Annotated in this window: 18 protein-coding genes; 6 read left to right on the top strand and 12 right to left on the bottom strand. The window is 68.8% G+C overall.

Annotated features, from left to right (window positions below; all coding sequences use genetic code 11):
* Position 1: 1 nt before the first annotated feature.
* The 5 genes from J2Y42_RS06130 to J2Y42_RS06110 form a co-directional block, all read right to left on the bottom strand.
* Positions 2 to 1375, bottom strand: a complete 1374-nt coding sequence (locus J2Y42_RS06130; RefSeq protein ID WP_309855912.1) for an extracellular solute-binding protein — start codon at positions 1373 to 1375, stop codon at positions 2 to 4.
* 88 nt (positions 1376 to 1463) lie between these two features.
* On the bottom strand, positions 1464 to 2414 hold the full coding sequence (locus J2Y42_RS06125; RefSeq protein ID WP_309855910.1) for a sugar kinase: 951 nt from the start codon (positions 2412 to 2414) through the stop codon (positions 1464 to 1466).
* Positions 2411 to 3016 (bottom strand): bifunctional 4-hydroxy-2-oxoglutarate aldolase/2-dehydro-3-deoxy-phosphogluconate aldolase, encoded by a 606-nt coding sequence (gene eda, locus J2Y42_RS06120; protein WP_309855908.1) that lies wholly within the window; start codon positions 3014 to 3016, stop codon positions 2411 to 2413. The genes J2Y42_RS06125 and eda overlap by 4 nt, the downstream gene beginning before the upstream one ends.
* Complete coding sequence (locus J2Y42_RS06115; protein ID WP_309855906.1) at positions 3013 to 3774, bottom strand: SDR family oxidoreductase; 762 nt, start codon at positions 3772 to 3774, stop codon at positions 3013 to 3015. Before J2Y42_RS06115 ends, eda begins: the two co-directional genes overlap by 4 nt.
* Positions 3771 to 4787, bottom strand: coding sequence for an alcohol dehydrogenase catalytic domain-containing protein (locus J2Y42_RS06110; RefSeq protein ID WP_309855904.1), 1017 nt, complete (start codon positions 4785 to 4787; stop codon positions 3771 to 3773). Before J2Y42_RS06110 ends, J2Y42_RS06115 begins: the two co-directional genes overlap by 4 nt.
* Positions 4788 to 4920: 133 nt before the next feature.
* On the opposite strand from J2Y42_RS06110, the gene J2Y42_RS06105 reads away from it, so the two are divergent.
* Both J2Y42_RS06105 and J2Y42_RS06100 read left to right on the top strand, forming a co-directional pair.
* Positions 4921 to 5907, top strand: coding sequence for an aldo/keto reductase (locus J2Y42_RS06105; RefSeq protein WP_309855902.1), 987 nt, complete (start codon positions 4921 to 4923; stop codon positions 5905 to 5907).
* Between the two features lie 164 nt (positions 5908 to 6071).
* Positions 6072 to 8663 (top strand): right-handed parallel beta-helix repeat-containing protein, encoded by a 2592-nt coding sequence (locus tag J2Y42_RS06100; protein WP_309855901.1) that lies wholly within the window; start codon positions 6072 to 6074, stop codon positions 8661 to 8663.
* A 77-nt stretch (positions 8664 to 8740) separates the two neighbouring features.
* Here J2Y42_RS06100 and J2Y42_RS06095 read toward each other — a convergent pair whose 3' ends face one another.
* The 7 genes from J2Y42_RS06095 to J2Y42_RS06065 form a co-directional block, all read right to left on the bottom strand.
* Positions 8741 to 9370: a putative glycolipid-binding domain-containing protein gene (locus tag J2Y42_RS06095; protein WP_309855900.1), complete on the bottom strand. Its 630-nt coding sequence runs from the start codon at positions 9368 to 9370 to the stop codon at positions 8741 to 8743.
* A gap of 74 nt (positions 9371 to 9444) precedes the next feature.
* Positions 9445 to 9957: an AAA family ATPase gene (locus tag J2Y42_RS06090; protein ID WP_309855899.1), complete on the bottom strand. Its 513-nt coding sequence runs from the start codon at positions 9955 to 9957 to the stop codon at positions 9445 to 9447.
* A 46-nt stretch (positions 9958 to 10003) separates the two neighbouring features.
* On the bottom strand, positions 10004 to 11221 hold the full coding sequence (locus J2Y42_RS06085) for an ROK family transcriptional regulator (protein ID WP_309855898.1): 1218 nt from the start codon (positions 11219 to 11221) through the stop codon (positions 10004 to 10006).
* Entirely contained in the window at positions 11218 to 12024 is an 807-nt protein-coding gene (locus J2Y42_RS06080; RefSeq protein ID WP_309855896.1) for a substrate-binding domain-containing protein, read from the bottom strand. Before J2Y42_RS06080 ends, J2Y42_RS06085 begins: the two co-directional genes overlap by 4 nt.
* Positions 12025 to 12108: 84 nt before the next feature.
* The gene (locus J2Y42_RS06075; protein ID WP_309855894.1) at positions 12109 to 12897 is read right to left on the bottom strand and encodes a carbohydrate ABC transporter permease; all 789 of its coding nucleotides are present in this window, start codon (positions 12895 to 12897) and stop codon (positions 12109 to 12111) included.
* Entirely contained in the window at positions 12890 to 13870 is a 981-nt protein-coding gene (locus J2Y42_RS06070; RefSeq protein ID WP_309855892.1) for a sugar ABC transporter permease, read from the bottom strand. Before J2Y42_RS06070 ends, J2Y42_RS06075 begins: the two co-directional genes overlap by 8 nt.
* Positions 13871 to 13902: 32 nt before the next feature.
* Positions 13903 to 15279: an ABC transporter substrate-binding protein gene (locus J2Y42_RS06065; protein WP_309855890.1), complete on the bottom strand. Its 1377-nt coding sequence runs from the start codon at positions 15277 to 15279 to the stop codon at positions 13903 to 13905.
* 217 nt (positions 15280 to 15496) lie between these two features.
* On the opposite strand from J2Y42_RS06065, the gene J2Y42_RS06060 reads away from it, so the two are divergent.
* From J2Y42_RS06060 to J2Y42_RS06045, 4 genes are read left to right on the top strand one after another with little or no spacing between them, the layout of a single operon-like run.
* Complete coding sequence (locus J2Y42_RS06060) at positions 15497 to 16264, top strand: VOC family protein (RefSeq protein WP_309855888.1); 768 nt, start codon at positions 15497 to 15499, stop codon at positions 16262 to 16264.
* A complete protein-coding gene (locus J2Y42_RS06055; protein WP_309855885.1) occupies positions 16261 to 17211 on the top strand; it encodes an aldo/keto reductase in 951 nt (316 codons plus the stop codon). The genes J2Y42_RS06060 and J2Y42_RS06055 overlap by 4 nt, the downstream gene beginning before the upstream one ends.
* Before the next feature lie 39 nt (positions 17212 to 17250).
* Entirely contained in the window at positions 17251 to 17613 is a 363-nt protein-coding gene (locus J2Y42_RS06050; protein WP_018189295.1) for a tautomerase family protein, read from the top strand.
* Between the two features lie 2 nt (positions 17614 to 17615).
* The gene (locus tag J2Y42_RS06045; RefSeq protein WP_309855883.1) at positions 17616 to 18998 is read left to right on the top strand and encodes a GH1 family beta-glucosidase; all 1383 of its coding nucleotides are present in this window, start codon (positions 17616 to 17618) and stop codon (positions 18996 to 18998) included.
* The last annotated feature ends 49 nt before the right edge of the window (positions 18999 to 19047 follow it).

Genomic DNA, 19047 nt, shown 5'->3' with positions numbered 1-19047 from the left:
GTCAGTTCACCTTGTATCCGTCGACCTTGGCCTGGTTCGCGATGGCTTCCTGCCAGGTCGGCAGCAGGCTCTCGATCGACTTCCCGCCGGTGATGGCCGGGGTCATCGTCTTGGCCCAGACCGCCTCCTGGCTGAAGATGCCGAACCCCCAGCCGTCCCACACCTGCGAAGCGGCCGTGACGACCGGCTGCAGCGAGGTGGCGTAGTACTTGCTGGCCTCCTGCTTCTCGACCCACTTCTTGGCCGCCGGCGCGTACGCCGGGTAGCCGGGGGCGACATCCACCTGGTAGTCGTCGGAGGTCGTCACGAACTGCGCGAACTTCTCGGCGGCCTTAAGGTTCTTGGAGTGGCTGGAGATGAACCAGGTGCCGCCGCCGACGTTGCCGGTCACGGCCTTGTCCTCGCCCTTCCAGGGCAGCGGGGCAGCGACGCCGAGCTCGCCCGCGGGCACGTTCAGCGACTGCGGGTTGTTGAAGATGGCGCCGGCGTACCAGGCCGGGCCGGGCATCATCAGCACCCTGCCCGCGTAGCTCTTGACGAACTCCGGGGTGAAGACGCTGACGGCCGGGACCGTCTTGTTCTCGCGGAGCGTGTCGAGCAGGGTGGCGGCGCGCTTGCACTCGGTGCTGTCGGTCTTGACGGTCACCGACTTCGGGCCGGTGATGTCGTTGGCCTGGCACTTGCTGCCCCACATGAACACCTCGGGCGTCCAGGCGTCACCGGCGGTTCCGATGATGTAACCGGGGTGCTCGGTCGCGACCTTCTCGCCGAGCGCCTGGTACTCCTCCCAGGTGGTGGGGACGGCGTAGCCGAACTTGTCCATCAGGGTCTTGTCGTACCAGAGCACGGCCTGGGCGAGGTCGTTGCGGAGGCAGTACACCTGACCGTTGACGGTGCAGGGGTTGAGGGCGCCCTCGGTGAAGTTGTCGAGGGTGTCCTTGGGGACGAGCCCCTTGTCGAGCACCGCGGCGAAGGCCTGCTTGCCGTTGCTCTTCTGGCTCGCCCAGGCGGCGTCGTTGTTCTGGCTGGAGAAGACCACGTCCGGCCAGCCGCTGCCGGCGCGGTCGAAGAGCTGCATCTTCGTCCTGAAGGAGTTGGAGCCGTTGGCCGACCCGTCGTAGGTGACGACCTTGATCTTGGTGTCCGGGTTCGCCTTCTCGAATGCCTTCGCCGCGGCCTGACGGTCCGCGTCCACCCAGACGGTGATCGTCGAGGAGGTGTCCTGCTTGGCTTCGGGAAAGCCGTACGACCCGTTCGCCGAGCTCCCGCCGGTACTGCAACCGGTGAGGGCCAGGAGCGCCGTCGCGGCGCCAAGTGCGGCGACGGTCAGCGCCGGCCTACGGCGTGAACGCACCACAGTGTGGATTCCGACCATGAGATGTCCTTGTCTTGTCGACTTCGTTGACGACTCCGAGGAGGCGTGATTCAGACTATAGGGCATACGTATGATGTTTGCCAAGCGTTCAGCGCGACACCGGCTCGGAGTCGTCGAGGAGCGCCAATTCGTCCATCCGCGGCATGCTCTCCCAGTCGCCCCAGCCGAGGCACGCGAACGCGCCCGCGCTCGTAGCGAGGGCCAGGCACTCGGGCAGCGTCTCCCCGCGCAGGCGGGCCGCGAGGAAGCCCGCGACGAAGGCATCGCCCGCGCCGACCGTGTCGACGACCGGCACCTGCCGCGCGGGATGCTCCACGAGCGCTCCGCCGTCGGAGGCCGCACTGCCCGCCGCCCCGCGCTTCAGGACCGCCGTCGACGGCCCGAGGGCGCGCATCCCGTCGACGAGGCCCGCGATGTCGCCCGCGGGAAGGCCGAGAAGCAGGGCGGCCTCGTCGTCCCCCGCGAAGATCACGTCGGCGGATGCGGCGACCTCCCGGTACACCGGCGCCGGATCCCCACTCGGCCAGAGCGCCTTCCGATGGTTCACGTCGAACGACACGGGGACGCCCGCGGCGCGTGCCGCGTCCAGCACGGCATGGACGGTCTCGCGACCGGACCCGGAGATGGATGCGGTGATACCGGTGACGTGCACCAGCGCGGCGGTCTCGATCAGCTCGCGGTCGATGTCCGCCGGCCGCAGCCGGCCGCCCGCGCTTCCCGAGCGGTAGAACCACACCTTGGTGGTGTGCGGAGTGCGCTTCTCCTTGATCATCAGCCCGGTGGGATGCTCGGGATCGACGATCGGGCGCGCATCCACCCCCTGACCGCGGATGTCCTGCACCACCCTCCGCCCGAGTCCGTCGGCGCCGACCCGTCCGACCCAGGCGGCCGGGATCCCGAGCCTGCTGAGGCCGATGGCGACGTTGCTGTCGGCGCCGCCGGTGCCGATCCTCGCGCTCTCCACGTCGGCGAGTCCGCCGAGCTCCGTCGCACGGAAGAGACCCATGGTCTCGCCGAAGGTGAGCACGTGGCCGCTCATCGCGCCGCCTCGACCGCCGCCCGGCACAGCACCTCGATGCCGGTGAAGTCTCCGGCCGCGATGGCGGCGCGCGGCACCATCCAACTCCCGCCGACGGCGATCACGGAGGGCAGCGCGAGGTAGCCGGCAGCGCTGGATGCGTCGATGCCGCCGGTCGGGACGAACGCGATGTCCGGGAACACGGAGGACAGCGCGGACACAGCCGCAGGCCCGCCCGACGATTCGGCGGGGAAGAACTTCAGCGTGCGCAGCCCCAGCGACCGGGCATGCATCACCTCGGTGGCCGTCACCGCGCCGGGAACGGCGTGCACTCCGCGCCGCTCGCACACCGCGAGGACGGACTCGGAGAGCCCGGGGCTCACGACGAAGGTGGCGCCGGCGTCGATCGCGGCCTCCGCCTGCTCCGGGTCCAGGACGGTGCCGACGCCGACGCGCAACCCCGGCACCCCCGCCAGGGTGCGCAGGGCGCCCCGAGCGGCCGGAGTCCGGAGCGTGATCTCGGCCTGGTGGATGCCGCCGGCGAGGAGCGCGCGACCCAGCGCTTCGGCATCCCGCGCGTCGTCGATCACGACGACGGGGAGGATCGGTTCGAAGTCCGTCATCGCCCGAGCCACCCGCCGTCGACGGGAAGGATCGCCCCGGAGACGTACCGGGCGGCGTCGGACGCGAGGAACACGGCCGCTCCCCCGATGTCCTCCGGCGTGCCCCATCGACCGGCCGGGATGCGCTCGAGGATCGACCGCGAGCGATCCTCGTCGTCTTGGAGAGCCTGGGTGTTGTCGGTGGCGATGTATCCGGGAGCGATGCCGTTCACCGTCACGCCCCTCCCGGCCCACTCGTTCGAGAGGGCGCGGACGAGGCCGGCCACCCCGGATTTCGCGGCGGCGTACCCGGGAACGTTGATGCCGCCCTGGAACGACAGCAGGGAGGCTGTGAAGACGATCCGGCCGCCGCCCGCTTCCAGCATCCGGCCGCCCAGCGCCTGGCTCAGCACGAACCCGCTCGTCAGGTCGACCTCGAGCACCTCGTCGAACCACTCCAGCGGATGTTCGGCCGCCGGGGCCCGCCGGATGGTGCCGGCGTTGTTCACGAGGATGTCGGCGTGACGGTCGCGGGCGGCGAGCTCCGCGGCGAACGCGCTGACCTGGCCGCGGTCGGCGAAGTCGACGCGGTGCCCCTCGAAGCTCCGCCCGAGCGACCGCACCCGGTCGCCGATCGCGGAGCCCTCGGGGTCGAGGGTCGCGGAGACGCCGACGATGTCGGCGCCCGCCGCGGCGAGCGCCTCCGCGATCGCGAAACCGATGCCGCGCTTCGCCCCGGTGACGACCGCCAGCCGGCCGGAGAGGTCGAAGCCGCTCATCGGCCGACCTCCACGAGGATCTTCATCGCTCCGCCGGCCTCCAGTGCCTCGAACGCCGACGCCGTCTCGGCGAGCGGAACCACCCGGGTGATCAGCCGGTCGGCGGGGATGTCGCCACCCGCGACGAGCTCCACCGCCCGCTCGAAGTCCTGCCGCTGGTACACGCGAGCTCCGAGGATGCGGAGCTCGCGCCAGAACACCCGGTGCAGATCGATCGGCCGCGGCTGGGAGTGGATTGCGACGACGACCAGTGTGCCGCGGACCTTCGCCAGCGACGTCGCGCCGAGCACAGCCGCCGCCGAGCCGGAGACCTCGAACACCACGTCCGCGCCGGCTCCCCCGGTCCACTCCTCGACCCACGCGACCTGGTCAACGGCACTCGGGTCGAGGGTCCGCAGCCCCATCTCCTCCGCGGCGGCCCGGCGGCCGGGATCGATCTCCGCGATCACGACCTCGGCTCCGAAGGCGCTGGCGACGGTGGCGATGAGCACGCCGATCGGACCTGCGCCGATCACGACGGCCCGGTCGCCAGGGGCGAGCTCCGACCGGCGCACGTCGTGGACGGCCACCGCGACCGGCTCGACCAGCGCCGCGTCCCGCAGTGACACCCCGTCCGGCAGGCGGACGAGCGTGGAGGCCGGGACGTTCCAGCTCTGCTGGAGGGCGCCGGGGCTGTCGATGCCGATGAAGTCGAGGTTCTGGCAGATGTGCTCGTTGCCCGCCCGGCAGGCGGGACAGGTGCCGTCCCACGCCAGCGGCATGACCGTCACCGCGTCTCCGACCGCCCAGCCCTCGACGTCCGGGCCGATCGCGGAGATCGTGCCGGACATCTCGTGGCCGATCGTGGCCGGCAGCGTGACCCGCGCATCCATGTCGCCGTGGTAGATGTGCAGGTCGGTGCCGCAGATCCCGGCGTACGCGACGGCGATCCGCACCTCGCCTGGTCGCAGCTCCGCCGCCTCCCGCTCCTCGATCGTGATCGTGCGCTCGCCTGCGTAGTTCGCCGCCAACATCGCCGGCCGCTCCTTCCTCGTCCCTCGCCTGTCCGGAACGGACGCGGCGTGACGTCCTCGTCTCGAATGATCCAAACATAATACGTATGCTGAAAGGAAGCGATTCTGCTCCTCCGACGAAGAAGGCCCTGCGATGACACCGACACTGCCCACCCGCACCCTCCGTACCGGCACCGACCTGACGGAACTCGGCTTCGGCGCCGCCCAGCTCGGCAACCTCTTCCGCGAGACCACCGACGAGGAGGCTCAGGGCGCCGTGGGCGCCGCCTGGGAGGAGGGCCTCCGGTACTTCGACACCGCGCCGCACTACGGGCTGGGCCTCTCCGAGCGCCGCCTCGGTCGCGCCCTCGGCGAGACGCCGCGCGCAGGTTTCGCGCTCTCCTCCAAGGTCGGACGGCTGCTGGTCGACAGCCCGGAGACCGCCGACCGGCTCGACGACGACGGCTTCGTCGTCCCGGCCGCCACGCGCAGGGTCTGGGACTTCGGCCGCGACGGCATCCTCCGCTCGGTGGAGCAGTCACTCACTCGACTCGGCACCGATCGGCTCGACATGGCCTACCTGCACGACCCGGACGACCACTGGGCGGCCGCATCCACCACCGGCGTCGACGCACTGGTGGAGCTGCGCGAGCAGGGCGTGGTGGGAGCGATCGGTGCCGGCATGAACCAGTCCGCGATGCTCGCGGAGTTCGTCCGCCGCACCGACGTCGACGTGGTCATGGTGGCCGGCCGCTTCACGCTGCTCGACCCGTCGGCGCTCGACGACCTGCTTCCCCTGGCGGCCGAACGCGGCGTCGGTGTCGTCGCGGCGGCGGTCTACAACTCCGGGCTGCTGAGCTCGGAGACGATCGACCCTGCTGCGCATTTCGACTACGGATCGGCGCCCGCGAAGGTGGTCGAGCGCGCACGGCGGATCGCGGACGCCTGCCGCGATCACGGCGTCAGCCTTCCCGCAGCCGCCATCCAGTACCCGCTGCGGCATCCCGCCGTCGTGTCGGTCGTCACAGGGATGCGCACGGAAGACCATGTGCGCAGCACCGTCGAGCGCTACCGAGCGGACATCCCGGAGGCCCTCTGGGAGGAGTTGGATGCGGCGGGCCTCGCCCCCGATCCGGCATGATCGCTCAGGTCCACGCAAACATCATACGTCTCTTGCAGTAAACATCATACGTATGCTAACCCTGTTCAGGGGGCACCGACGCCCTCCAGAACAGGAAGCGATCGAACATGACATTGACGTCAGACTCGCGACGATCGATGGCCAGGAGACGAGGACGACCCGCAGTGCTTGCGGTCCTCGGAGCCGCAGCCGTCATCGCCTCCGCGCTGATCCCGCTCAAGGCGCAGGCCGCGCCGGCGACCATCTTCTACGCTGCGCCCGACGGCAAGGACGCCGGGCACTGCTCCCAGTCGCAGCCGTGCTCCCTCGAGCGCGCCCAGCACGTGCTGCGCCCATCGGTCAAGCACGGTGACGTCACCGTGCAGCTGGCCGACGGCACGTATCGCCTCAGCAAGCCCCTCACCTTCGACGCCGACGACGGCGGAGGCACGAACACGGTCCACTGGTCCGCCGCCCCCGGCGCGCACCCGGTCATCAGCGGAGCATCCGACGTCTCCGGCTGGACGAAGTCGGATGCCGGCGCCGGGATCTGGGTCGCCGACACCCCGGCGGGGCTCGACACCCGCCAGCTCTACGTCGACGGCGTGATCGCCCCGCGCGCATCCATCCGCCTGGCCAACGCCGACGTGACGCCGACCGCCACCGGTCTGACGATCAAGAACCCGGCGCTCGCGTACCTCGCCGGGCTCCCCGACCAGAGCCGCATCGAGTTCGAGTCCCTCGGCGACTTCACCAACCGCTGCTCGCCGGTCCAGAGCATCAGCCTGACCGAGATCACGATGGCGCAGCCGGCGTGGGACAACAACACCTGGGGCTGGGACACCGTCCAGAACTCCTTCCTGGCCGGACCGAGCTGGTACCTCGACAACTCGCTCGCCTTCCTCACGCAGACCAACCAGTGGTACATCGACCCGCACGGCGGAAAGCTGTACTACAAGCCGGCCGACGGGGTCGACCCCAACAAGCTCGACATCGACCTGCCTCGTCTGCAGTCGCTGATCAGCATCGGCGGCACCTACGACAAGCCGGTGAGCGGTCTGTCGTTCGAGGGCATCCAGTTCTCGGGCACCTCGTGGCTGGGTCCGTCGACCGACGGCTACGCCGACCAGCAGAACGGCCTCTTCATCAAGGGCGCCTACGACTACCGGCCCGCCGACGCGTTCACCAGCTGCTCCCGCGGTTGCGAGATGTTCGAGCGCGCCCGCACCAGCTGGTACCAGGAGCCCGGAGCCGTGCAGGTGTCGGCGGCGAGCCGCATCTCGTTCACCGGCAACACGTTCGCGAACCTCGGATCGTCGGCTCTCGGCATCGGAAACGACACCAACGCCATGGCGAACGGAGTCGGCTACGGCGCCAGCAACATCGCCGTCGTCGGCAACCGGTTCATGGAGGACAGCGGTCACGGCATCGCGGTCGGAGGCGTCCTCCCCGACGCGCACCACCCGAGCGATCCCCGCATGGTCAACCAGGACATCCGCATCCAGGACAACACGATCGACCGGGTGTCGGTGGACTACAAGGACAACAGCGGGATTCTGAGCACCTACGTGACGCGGGCCCAGATCCTGCACAACGAGGTGTCCAACGTCCCCTACGACGGGATCGACACCGGCTACGGCTGGGGCATCAACGACGCGGGCGGCTCGAACGACTACGTCGACCGCGGCTACTACAAATGGAACACGCTCTACACGACGCCGACGACCCTGAAGGACAACCGGGTCGAGGGCAATCTCGTGCACAACACGAAGGCGCGTTTCGCAGACGGCGGCTCGGTCTACAACCTGTCCGCCAGCCCCGGATCGGTCGTCGACAAGAACTACCTGTTCAACATCTCGGGCGTCGGGCTCTACCTCGACGAGGGATCGCGGTACATGACCTACGAGAACAACGTGGTCCAGGGCGGCTCCTTCGTCTTCACGAACGCCTACAGCCTGAGGAACAACACCAGCGACAACACCATCCAGAACAACTGGTACAACTCCGGAGGGGTCTCGGCCCCGAACGCCGCGGCCCACAACAACACGCTGGTCAACAACGTCAAGGTCTCCGGTGCCAACTGGCCCGCCGGCGCCCGTGACGTGATCTGCGCGGCCGGTGTGGCGCCGCAGTACCGGACGTCGCTCAACGCCAACCAGTTCGGGTTCACCGGCTGCCCGGTGGATGCGCCCGTCAAAGGCCTGTCGACGGCCGGCTCCTCCGCGGTCAGCTCGTACTTCGGACAGGCCGGTGACGCCTACGGGATCGCCGCGGCCGGAGCGGACGTGTGGGGCGCGGGCGGTCAGCACTCCGACCAGTTCGGGGCGATCTACAAGGCCGGGTCGTTCACCGCGAACTCTGCGGTCTCGGCACGGGTCGTGTCGGTGAACGACGCGAACGCCTCGGCGAAGTCGGGCGTGATGGTCCGCAACGACATCACGAAGGCCGGCTCGTCGGCCGGCTACGCGGTCGTCGCGGTGACGGCACGCAACGGGGTGGTGTTCGAGTGGGATGCGAACGGCGACGGCTACCTCGATACGGAAGCGAAGGCGTCGGTCGACGTCTTCCGGCCGATCTGGGTGAAGCTCGCGCGCACGGGCACGTCGTACACGGCGTCGTACTCCTACGACGGCGTCAACTACGTGCCGATCGGCTCGCCGGTCACCCTCGCCTCCGCGGCAGCGACGCAAGACGCCGGAATCTTCTCGACGTCGCACGACGTGACGCAGTCGGCGATCAACCAGTTCGACGGACTGTCGATCACGGCGACGCCGTAGCGCGTCCGTCCGAGGTCTCGGCGCCGTCAGCGGTCACGACTGCTGGCGGCGCCGATTCCGTGTGCGGTCGCGGGTGCTCAGAGGATGCGCCTGGCCAGCCGCGGGTAGTCGATGACGATGCCGTCCTCATCCACCGTGAGATCGGCCATGAAGGTGTCGCCCACGCTTCGGTACCGCACCACGCTGTGACCGGACGCCGGGTCGTACGGCTTCGCGGCGCTGTACGCCTGCCGGCTCGGGATGACCGCGAGCGACGGCAGGTCCACCCACGCCATCGTCAACTCAGTCTCCGCCAATCCCTCGCGGGCACGCAGCCGGAGGATCGGCATCGTGTTGGTCACCGGGCAGAGCGCGAGGTCGCAGTCGAGTGCGTCCTCCAGGGCTTCCGGATGTGCCGCGCCCGGATCGGGCATCGGTTCGCCGTGGTAGCTCACGTCGCCGTGCGCGTAGGTCTCGGTCGCCCACGTGCCGTGGGCGCTGCGCGTCAGCACGAGCCAGCGGGTGAATCCGCGGCCGGCGACCGACACCGAGAGCCGCGAGGTCACCCAGTCCGGCCCGGTCTCGAGCGCCCAGCTGGTGACGTAGTCGGTGGTCCGCGAGGTGCCGAGGGCGTCGAGCCTGTCCGGCGCCAAGGTGATCACCGCGGCCTCCAGCCGCTGCGGGTCCTCGTCGCCCACCCACTCCACGTGCCGTACCGCTCCACGCATGATGCTCGCCTCCGCCCACGACCGCCGTGGCCGAACCATATCCCAGCGCGGGGGCGGTGTGGAGAGGTGTGCCGTTACGCGCGCAGCCAGCCTGTCAGCTCCAGGATCTCGCGAACGGACTCCTCCACGGTCGCGGGATGCGTGATCACCCGGAAGTGCCGGATGCGTTCGTGATCGGAGCGCTCATGGTAGACGTCGACCCACGTTCGCAGCGCCGCCGCCAACTCGTCGGTGGGCTCCCGATCCGTCACCCGCTTCTTCAGGACCTCCACGGGTGCGGACGTCTCGCAGATCATCAGCCGCGCGCCCGGCAGTGCCGCGCGGATGAGCTCGACCTCCTCCTCGTCGTTGAACACCATCGGGATGATCAGCCGGATGTCGGGGACGGCGGCGACGTAGTTCGGCCAGATCGCGCGGAGGTTGTCACGCGGAAACCACCGGCCCGGGTAGGGATGCACGAGGCTCAGCTCGTCCATGTCGATGACGCCCCAGGGCATGTCCGCCGCCCCGAGCGCCAGGGCGAGCGCACGCGCGAGCGTGCTCTTCCCGGACCCGGGAGACCCGTGCAGCACCAGAACATCCGCCATGACCGACGATTATGGCCTATACGCGCCGTCTCTCAGTCGTACTCCGTCAGCGCCCCGGCGCAGCGTGCGGCGTCAGAGCATGTTGCAGCGCGAGCGTTGCGGCCCCGCCGGCGGCCGCATCCAACCCGGGGTCGGCGAGTTCGATGACGACAGGGTGGATGGCACGGGTGCGGGCGAACTGCGAGACGTACGCGCGGATCTCGCGAACGTAGATGGCTCCGGCGTCGGCGAATCCCGGCCCGGCCAGCACGACGCGGTCGAGGTCGAGCACGTTCACGATCGACAGCACCGCCGCGGCCACATACCGCGCCGAGCGCTTGATCAGCTCGCAGCAGCGCGGCTCGCCTTGGGCGGCCGCCCGTGCGATCGCCTCGAAGTCGGCGCGGAAGCGTTGCGGGTCGCGGGTGAGGCCCAGCTGCCGGACGAGGTCGTCGTCGTCCAGCGCCTGAGCCACCACCGCACGGGGCGCAGCCAGCATCTCCAGGCAACCGCGCGCGCCGCACCAGCACGGAGGACCGTCGATGTCGATCACCATGTGGCCGATCTCGCCGACGTTCGAGGACGCCCCGCGGGCGACGCTGCCGCCGACCATCAGCCCCAGGCCGAAGCCGTTCGAGAGGTAGAGGGTCGCGAAGTCCTGCGTCGCGGGCACCCGGCCGGCCCAGTATTGGCCGAGGGCGGCGCAGGCGGCATCGTTGTCGCGCACCACCGGCAGTCCGATGCGCGGTTCGAGCGCCTTGTTCAGGGCGAAGGACTCCCACTCGGTGGAAGTGATCGACAGGCGCTCCGCTCCGGCGCCCAGGTCGAGACCGGCGCCCGCGACACCGACGCCCACAACCGACTCCAGCGCGATGTCGAGCTGTACCAGCAGCTGGCCGAGCTCGCGGGCGATGCGCACCACATCCTCGCTCGGGCCCGCCTGCTCGATGCCCGGCGAGACCAGCCTGCCGATGACCGTGCCCGCGAGATCGGTGACGACGTAGGTCAGGCGGCCGGCGTCGAGTGAGAGCCCGACAGCGAACCGCCCGGTCGAATTGAGCTCCAGGAGGCTGCTTCTCTTGCCTCCGGTCGACTCGCTGAAGCCGGTCTCGATGACCAGACCGTCCTCGATGAGCGACTTGACGATGCGGGTGATGGAGGTTGCGGTCAGCCCCGAGCGTTCCGCCAGCTCGGTGCGCGTGACCGTGCCGCCGGAACGCACCATATCGAGCACGGCGCTCCGGGTGTTCGCGGACGACGGCCCCAGCCGCCGCGCCGCGCTCACGTCGTCTCCCGCACGACGACGACGGGTTCGGGCGCCGTCACCGGTCCCACATCGCCGTCGTGGATGGCGGCGAGCGCCGCCGTGCCCAGCAGCGCGCCGATCTCCCGGCCGTGACGGTCGATCGCGGTGATCGGACGGCTCGCGCTCTGGCACACCAGAGAGTCGCTCCAGCAGATCAGGGACACCGCGTCAGGGACCGCGACGCCGTGCTCCTCCAGAGCGTCGAGCGCCGCGACGGCGTCGTGGTCGCTGTCGAACACCAGGACGGTCGGCGCCTCCGGCGAGCTCTCGGCGGCGATCCGCACCGCATCGGCGACGACATCCGCCGTCTGAACGACCTCGATGCGCCGGCCGCCGTCACCCGCAGCGCTGCCTGCATCGCTCACCAGCGGATCCGGCTCCGACTGCGCCGTCACGTACATCCAGCGTCGGGCGGGGTGCCCGTCGAGGTAGGCGGCGAGCGCGCGCGAGGCGGCCGCCGCATCCACTGTCACCGCCGGATAGTCGGCATCGTCCGCGGCCGGGGCGAGCGCGACGAAGGGCATGTCGATCTGACGGAGAAGCCGGATGCGTGCATCCTCCTCCCGCGCCCCGAGCACGATGACGCCGGCGATTCCGCCGACACGGGCCCACAGCCGGTAGGTGCGCAGCTCCGACTCCTCGTCGTCGACCGACCGGGTGATGAACCGCATGCCGGCCGCAAGAAGCGGGCCGGCGATCGCGCGCACGATCGCGGAGGCGACCGGGTCGCGGTCGCGGCCGTGCCGGATCACCAGGCCGATCGATGCCGCCTGATCCGTCATCTGCTCACCGCCTTCCCCTCGCTCCGCATGAGACCCCAGATAGGAAGTCTGCCGGATGCGGCCCTCCCGCCACGACTTCCTCCGTCACTTGATCGCGCCCGCCGCCATGCCGCGCTCGAACTGACGCTGCAGGGCGATGTAGGCGATGATCGTCGGGATCGCGGTGATCACGGACGCGGCGAGGATCTTCGGGGTGTCGTCGTTGTACTGCCGGCGGAAGAACTCGGGCAGCTGCGTGACCACGCCCATCCCGTCGTCGATGAGGAACACTTTCGGCAGCAGGTACGAGTTCCACGCGTAGATCAGCACCAGCACCATGAGCGCCACGGCCATCGGGCGCGACAGTGGGACAAGGATCGACCAGAACACCCGCCAGGTGCTCGCGCCGTCGATGCGAGCGGCCTCGAACATCGCGTCCGGAATGCCGTCGACGTAGCCGCGCGCGATCAGCACCGTGAACGGGATCTGCAACGCCGCGATCGGCAGGATCACCGACCAGTAGGTGCCGAGAAGGCCCAGCTTCACCGCCGTCGTATAAAGAGGAGCGATCAGCACCACCTCGGGCAGCGTCAGCGCCGCCATCATCAACCAGAAGTACAACTCCTTCGCACGCACCCGCAGTTTCGAGAAGCCGAACGCCGCCGCGAGGGTGGCCACGTAGACGATGACGATCGAGGCGACCGCGATGATGATCGTGTTGAGGAAGAACTTCGGGAAGCCGGGGACCTGCACCACCGCCAGGTAGTTGCCCCAACCCTGCCCCTCGAAGCTGGTCTGGAGCATCGCGATCAGCGGGATCACGAACGGGATGACCGCCGCCGTCAGCACCAGCTGCAGGATGATGCGCGCGCGTCGCGAGCGGGTCTCAAACATCGGCGGCCTCCTTGCGGCGCGGCTTCGTGCGGGTGAGGCGCTCGCGTCCACGCAACTGCATGAACACGGAGACGGCGATCGCGATGATCAGCACCAGGATGGACAGCGCCGACGCGTAACCGAGGTTGCGGTCGCTGCTCGCCGTCTCGGCGTAGATCATGGTGCCGAGGAACTCGGACGAGTGCGCCGGACCGCCCTGGGTGATCAGCCACGGGCTGTCGAACAGCTTCAGCGCCGTGATGAAGTTCAGGATGGCCAGCGAGACGATGATGGGGCGCAGGCTCGGCAGGACGATCGAGAACAGCACACGGAAGTTGCCCGCGCCGTCCAGCCTCCCGGCCTCGATGAGCTCTGGGTCGATCTGCGCCATCCCGGCGTAGATCAGGATGAAGCCATAGCCGATCGCACCCCAGCATCCCACCAGCGTGACGACGAGCAGCGATGTGGTCGACTGGCCGATCCACGGCTGCTGCAGAGCCGAAAGGCCGAAGAAGCCGAGGATGCTGTTGACCGTGCCGTCGCTCTGCCAGACCTCGACATGCGCCGGGGCGAGCGTGGCCGGGGCCACGACGACGGGGATGACGACGAGCACCTTGTAGAGGTTCGCGAAGCGGATCTTGGAGTGCATGGCCGCCGCGAACAGCGTCCCGCCCGCCACCTGCACGATGAACACCACGACGAAGTAGATGATCGTGTTGCGCAGCGAGGTCCAGAGCACCGGGTCGGCCAGCGCCGAGATGTAGTTGCCGAAGCCGACCGGCGTCATCAGCGCCCGGCCGCCGGGCCAGGAGAAGAACGACAGGTAGCCCGAGTAGATGATGCTGTAGTAGATCAGCCCGACGGAGATGGCGAACGCCGGAAGGATCCAGCGGAGGCCCCCGGGGAGGAGGCGGGCGCGTCGTCTGGAGCGCCCGCCCCCCTTCACCACGGGTGCATGTCGGTCGGATCCGATCTCAAGATCCGTGACGGTCATGAGTGAATCGATCCGTTCTTATCGGTTGGGGATTACTTCGTGCCGACCTTGCTGGCCTCGGAGGATGCCTGCTGGTCGTCGGCGATGCTCGCGATCGACTTGTTCACCGACGGGTCGAGCACCTGCTGGATGGCGACCACGATCGCGTCGAGCGACTTCTCGGTGGTCTGCCACTGGCGGGACTCTGTGGTCTCACCGCTCTCCTTGATCAAATTCTCGATCGCCGGACGCTGAACAGCCTCGTCCACGAGCGTGATGTTCGACCAGTCGGGCGTGGTCCCCTTCAGGGCCGGCAGCAGGTCGAGGGCGTTGGCGACGTTCTGCTGGCCGGTCTTGTCCATGGTCATCCACGAGACGAAGGTCTTGGCCGCGCCGATGTTCTTCGACTCGGAATTGATCGCCAGTCCGTAATCGGCCTCACCGAAGTACGTGCTCTTGTGGCCTTCGCCTGCGACGTCCGGGAATTGCGCGGGCAACTGGACGAAGCACGTCGGGTTGGTCACACCGGCCGCCTCCATCGAGGCCTTGCACGACTCGGCGCCCGCATACTGCGTGTACCAGAAGCCCATCTGGACCATGGCGGCGTCGCCCTTCATGAACTCGTTGTTGGCGAGTGGATACTGCGGACCGTCGAGCGCGTTCGGCGCGATGATGCCGTCGTCCTTCATCTTCTTGATGATCTCGAGCACCTTCTTGCCCTGCTCGTCGTTCCACTTCGCCTTACCTGTGGCGGCCTTGATGAAGAAGTCCGGGTCCACCGTATTTGCGATCGAGTGATACATCTCGGTCGGGAAGGTGTCGGTTCCGCCTGCGCCCATGGTGAAGCAGGTCTTGCCGATGGCGGTCACCTTCTTGCAGGTGTCCACCCACGAGTTGTAGTCCGTCGGCACCTTCGCGCCGGCCTTGTCGAGGATGTCCTTGTTGTACCAGAGGAAGCCTGCGGACATGCCACCCAGCGGGAGCGAGACGAAGCGTCCGTCCGAACTGGTCAGCTGCTTCACGTAGGAGCCGCCGATCTCGTCCTTCCAGCCGTCGCCCAGGGTGTCCTTGGCGAGCGAGGTCAGATCGAGTGCGTACGGACCCCAGAGATCCGGCGAGCCGCCGGCCGGGGACAGGTCGAAGACGTCCGGGCCTTTGCCCGAGTCGAGGGCCGGCGTGATCGTGTTGCGGTAGTCGACGTTCTCGAAGTTCTTATAGGTGACTTTGATGTCCGGATACTGCTTGTTGAACTCTGCGATGTACTTCTCGGCCACCGGGGTGTCCGGGGTCCATCCCCACCAGGTGACACTTCCGGATTTGGCCGGCTTGACATCCGAGGCCTGATCGCCGGACGAGCCGGTGCAGCCTGTGATCGCCAGTGCGGCGGCCGCAGCCACCGCTGCCGCGGAAATGAACCGCGTACGCATCATTGTGATTCCTCCACCTCTTTGTGCTGATCTCGTGCATTGCGGCGCACGTTCGGGGCGAGCCTACACACGCATGCGAAAGGCGCGCAACAGTTCAAACCTTTTTGTCACAAACCCCCTATAGCCATGTATGGTGTCGTCTACTGCCGCTTTCTCTGGCTAAACGCACTTAGTTGCGTACGTTGAGATAGTGAGCTTTCAGCGTAGAAAGGACTCCACCTTGGCCATCGAATCCGTACTCTTGAACGTCACCGACATCCCGCGTTCGGTCGAGTTCTACCGCCGCCACCTCGGCGCCGAGGTGATCGAGGCGGGGGCCGACAACGCGGTGCTCGATCTGGTCACCGCGCAGCTCGTGCTCAACCGCATCGACGCCCCCGCCGAATCGACGTGGGTCGGCGACGACCTGCAGCGCGGCTTTCGTCACGTCGGCTTCAAGGTGTCCGACCTCGACGCCCGCGTTGACGCCCTGCACGACGCGGATGTGCCCTTCCATCTCGAACCGATCCACGCCGAGGGTGATGTGCGCATCACGTTCTTCTACGACCCGGACGGCACGCTGCTCGAACTGGTCGAGGGCCCGCTCCAGTATCACGAGGTCTACGACCGCGACGCGGTCGAGAAGGACTGGGACCTCGGCGACCCCGACCGCCCCCGCTTCGACCACGTCGCCGAGACCGTCGCCGACCTGGAGGCGACCAAGGAGCACTACGGCGAGCTCGGGTACTCGCTGATGTCGGGCATCCACCAGCCGAGCGACGACCGCGGCTTCGAGATCAACTTCCTGCGCCACGGCGACAGCTCGCTCGAGATCTTCACCTACGACAAGGCCGAGAAGGCGGAGCGCAGCCCGCAGCTCGACGCGCCCGGCTTCGTCGCGGTCGCCTTCGAGGGCCGAACCGCTCCGGGCACGGCTGTCGGCACCGCCGGCGACCGCGAGGTCTACAGCGGCCCCGACGGCCTGCTGTACACGGTCGCGAACGCATGACCACATCCACCTCGCTGCGTCCACTCGGCTCGACGGGACTTTCCGTCAGCGCGGTGACCCTTGGCGGCGCCCCGCTCGGCAGCATGCCCGAGAACTTCGGCCACGAGGTCGCCGAGGCGGACGCCATCGCGCTGGTGCAGGACGTACTGCGTAGCGGCATCCGGACCATCGACACGTCGAACGGGTACTCCGACGGCCGCAGTGAGGAGCGGATCGGCAAGGCGATCGCGGAGTTCGGCGGCCTGCCGGACGACGTCCTGGTGATCACAAAGACCGACCAGCGCGACGGCGACTACAGCGGTGAGCGCGTACGACGGTCGATCGCCGAGAGCACCGGGCGGCTCGGGATCCGTCCTCTGCCGCTCGTGCACCTGCACGACCCGGAGTTTCACGACTTCGACGCCATGACCGCTCCGGGAGGGGCGGTGGATGCGCTCGTGCAGGCGAAGGAGCGCGGGGACGTCGGCCACATCGGGCTCGCCGGCGGCGATGTCCGGATGATGCGCCGCTACCTCGACCTCGGCGTCTTCGAGGTGCTGCTTGTGCACAATCGCTGGACGCTCGTCGACCGGAGCGCCGGGCCCCTACTCGATCGCGCGGCCGAGCTCGGGATCGGTGTCGTGAATGCGGCCGTGCTCGGCGGCGGCATCCTCGCCGACGAGACCGGCCGCAAGACCGACTACGGCTACCGGCCGGCCTCGGCGGAGACCCTCGACGCCATCGCGCGCATGCGGGAGGTATGCCGCCGCTGGGACACCACCCTCGCGGCCGCCGCCCTTCGCTTCTCGACCCGCGACGACCGCTTCGCGAGCACGATCGTCGGGATCAGCAGGCCGGAGCGCATCCAGCAGACCCTCGACGCCGCCGCGCTCGACCGACCGCAGGAGTTCTGGGACGAGCTGGAGTCGCTCCTGCCCTCCCCCGCGAACTGGCTCGACGCCGACTGACCGACACCGACCCACCACCGAACACACGAAAGAGACACCATGCCACTCGTCCGAATCGACATGCACAGCCCGCTGGCCGACCTCCGACCGCAGATGAGCGCGGCCATCAACTCCGCGCTCGCGGACGGCTGGGGCATGCCGGCCGACGACCTGTTCCAGATCTTCACGCTGCACGAGCAGGGCGACCTGTTCTACAGCCGCACCTTCCCGGACGCGGATCGCTCGGACATCGTCTTCATCAGCATCCTGGCCTACAACGGGTACTCTCCCGAAGTGAAGCAGCGCGGTGCGGAGCTGGTCGTCGAGCGGCTCGCAGCGCTCGGGATCAAGCGCGACGACATCCTCATCTCCCTCTACGAGAACGGCGACGGCGACTGGCTCGCCCCGTCCAAGGAGCAGTGACCATGCAGAGAAGCGACCTTCCCGACGGCTTCGTCGTCGGGAGCGCGACCGCCTCGTACCAGATCGAAGGCGCCACCCACGAGGATGGCCGCGGCGAGAGCATCTGGGATGCCTTCGCGCGCGTCCCCGGAGCCATCGCCGACGGCAGCACGGGCGACGTGGCCGACGATCACTACCACCGCTGGCCGGAAGACGTCGCGCTGATGTCCGACCTCGGCCTCGACGCCTACCGGTTCTCGATCGCGTGGCCGCGCATCCAGGCCGACGGCACCGGCCCCGCGAACCGTGCGGGCCTGGACTTCTACCGTCGGCTCGCCGAGTCGCTGCGCGAGCGCGGCATCACCCCGTGGGCGACCCTGTACCACTGGGATCTGCCCCAGGCGCTGGAGAACCGCGGCGGCTGGCTCGATCGCGACACCGCGATGCGGTTCGCCGACTACGCCGCGCTCGTCGCGGAGGAGCTCGGCGATGTCGTGACCGACTGGATCACGCTCAACGAGCCGTGGTGCTCCGCCTTCCTCGGCTACGCGAGCGGGCACCACGCGCCCGGCCGGACACTCGGCTCCCGATCGGCGCACGCGGCCCACCACCTCCTCCTGGGCCACGGCCATGCACTGGAGGCGCTGCGAGCGACCGTGCCGTCCGCGAACGTCGGCACAACGCTCAACCTGTACTCGGTGCAGCCCGCGGGCGACTCCGAGGCGGATGCGGACGCCGCGCGCCGGATCGACGGCCTCAGCAACCGGTTCTTCCTCGACCCGGTACTGAAGGGCGCGTACCCCGCGGATGTGCTCGAGGACCTCGGCGAGACGCAGTGGTTCGCCGAGAACGCGACCGATGACGACCTGAAGCGCATCTCCGCGCCGATCGACTTCCTCGGCATCAACTACTACAGCCGTCACACCGTCGCGTCGGGGTCGAACCCGGCGACGGGCGGCCCGGCCAGCGCCTACCCGGGCAGCGAGCACGTCCGCTTCGTCAAGACGGGCGCTCCGGTCACGCAGATGGGCTGGGAGATCCACCCCGACGGAATGGTGGATGTGCTCCGCCAGGCCAACGCGCTCGCGCCGGGCCTGCCGCTGTACATCACCGAGAACGGTGCTGCGTACCCGGACCGGGTGGGCGCGGACGGCGAGATCGACGACCCGCAGCGCGCCGAATACCTGGAGGCGCACTTCGAGGCGGCCCGGGATGCGGTCGCCGAGGGCCTACCACTGCAGGGCTACTTCATCTGGTCGCTGATCGACAACTGGGAGTGGGCGTGGGGTTACTCTCGGCGCTTCGGGATCGTGCACGTCGACTACACGACGCAGAAGCGCACGCCCAAGCGCAGTGCGCGCTGGGTCGCGGACTTCCTCCGCGACGCGGTGCCCGCCTCCCGCTGACATCTGGTTGACGCGACACGCCGTCCACCCCCGAGGCGGGACGGCGTGT

The organism is Leifsonia sp. 1010 (assembly GCF_031455295.1).
In the GTDB taxonomy this organism is placed as follows: Bacteria; Actinomycetota; Actinomycetes; order Actinomycetales; family Microbacteriaceae; genus Leifsonia.
The sequence above is the reverse complement of the archived record's forward strand: the minus strand, read 5'-3'. Positions and strand labels throughout refer to the sequence as shown.

Excerpts from the sequence above, each read along its gene's own strand:
- J2Y42_RS06130 (WP_309855912.1), bottom strand. The coding sequence starts at position 1,375 with ATGGTCGGAATCCACACTGTGGTGCGTTCACGCCGTAGGCCGGCGCTG.
- J2Y42_RS06125 (WP_309855910.1), bottom strand. The coding sequence starts at position 2,414 with ATGAGCGGCCACGTGCTCACCTTCGGCGAGACCATGGGTCTCTTCCGT.
- eda (WP_309855908.1), bottom strand. The coding sequence starts at position 3,016 with ATGACGGACTTCGAACCGATCCTCCCCGTCGTCGTGATCGACGACGCG.
- J2Y42_RS06115 (WP_309855906.1), bottom strand. The coding sequence starts at position 3,774 with ATGAGCGGCTTCGACCTCTCCGGCCGGCTGGCGGTCGTCACCGGGGCG.
- J2Y42_RS06110 (WP_309855904.1), bottom strand. The coding sequence starts at position 4,787 with ATGTTGGCGGCGAACTACGCAGGCGAGCGCACGATCACGATCGAGGAG.
- J2Y42_RS06105 (WP_309855902.1), top strand. The coding sequence starts at position 4,921 with ATGACACCGACACTGCCCACCCGCACCCTCCGTACCGGCACCGACCTG.
- J2Y42_RS06095 (WP_309855900.1), bottom strand. The coding sequence starts at position 9,370 with ATGCGTGGAGCGGTACGGCACGTGGAGTGGGTGGGCGACGAGGACCCG.
- J2Y42_RS06090 (WP_309855899.1), bottom strand. The coding sequence starts at position 9,957 with ATGGCGGATGTTCTGGTGCTGCACGGGTCTCCCGGGTCCGGGAAGAGC.
- J2Y42_RS06080 (WP_309855896.1), bottom strand. The coding sequence starts at position 12,024 with ATGACGGATCAGGCGGCATCGATCGGCCTGGTGATCCGGCACGGCCGC.
- J2Y42_RS06075 (WP_309855894.1), bottom strand. The coding sequence starts at position 12,897 with ATGTTTGAGACCCGCTCGCGACGCGCGCGCATCATCCTGCAGCTGGTG.
- J2Y42_RS06070 (WP_309855892.1), bottom strand. The coding sequence starts at position 13,870 with ATGACCGTCACGGATCTTGAGATCGGATCCGACCGACATGCACCCGTG.
- J2Y42_RS06065 (WP_309855890.1), bottom strand. The coding sequence starts at position 15,279 with ATGATGCGTACGCGGTTCATTTCCGCGGCAGCGGTGGCTGCGGCCGCC.
- J2Y42_RS06055 (WP_309855885.1), top strand. The coding sequence starts at position 16,261 with ATGACCACATCCACCTCGCTGCGTCCACTCGGCTCGACGGGACTTTCC.
- J2Y42_RS06050 (WP_018189295.1), top strand. The coding sequence starts at position 17,251 with ATGCCACTCGTCCGAATCGACATGCACAGCCCGCTGGCCGACCTCCGA.
- J2Y42_RS06045 (WP_309855883.1), top strand. The coding sequence starts at position 17,616 with ATGCAGAGAAGCGACCTTCCCGACGGCTTCGTCGTCGGGAGCGCGACC.